This window comes from Streptomyces sp. SID3343 (assembly GCF_009865215.1).
Classification (GTDB): domain Bacteria; phylum Actinomycetota; class Actinomycetes; order Streptomycetales; family Streptomycetaceae; genus Embleya.
Genome location: NZ_WWJX01000374.1, coordinates 1 through 223, shown reverse-complemented (window position 1 = coordinate 223; position 223 = coordinate 1). Strand labels below are relative to the sequence as shown.

The window sequence follows — 223 nt, the reverse complement described above, 5'->3', positions numbered from 1 at the left end:
GGCGTGGCGCTTGCCGCGGTTGGGGGTGCGCAGCCAGGTCACGTCGGGGTGGTCGAAGCCGGTGAGGGGGACGGTGGAGCCGTCGTCGACCACCACGACGCGGACGGTGCCGGGGTGCTCCTGGGCCAGGATCGAGCGGACGGCGGCGTGCACGGCGGCGTCCTGCTCCTGGTAGGAGGGGATGACCGCGAGCACGGCGGCGGCGGGCGCCGGTTCGTCCGGG

General features: G+C 76.2%; 1 protein-coding gene. It reads right to left on the bottom strand.

From position 1 onward, the window contains the following. A partial coding sequence (locus GT354_RS12300) for a glycosyltransferase (protein WP_161356331.1) occupies nucleotides 1–223 on the bottom strand: 223 nt, incomplete at both ends.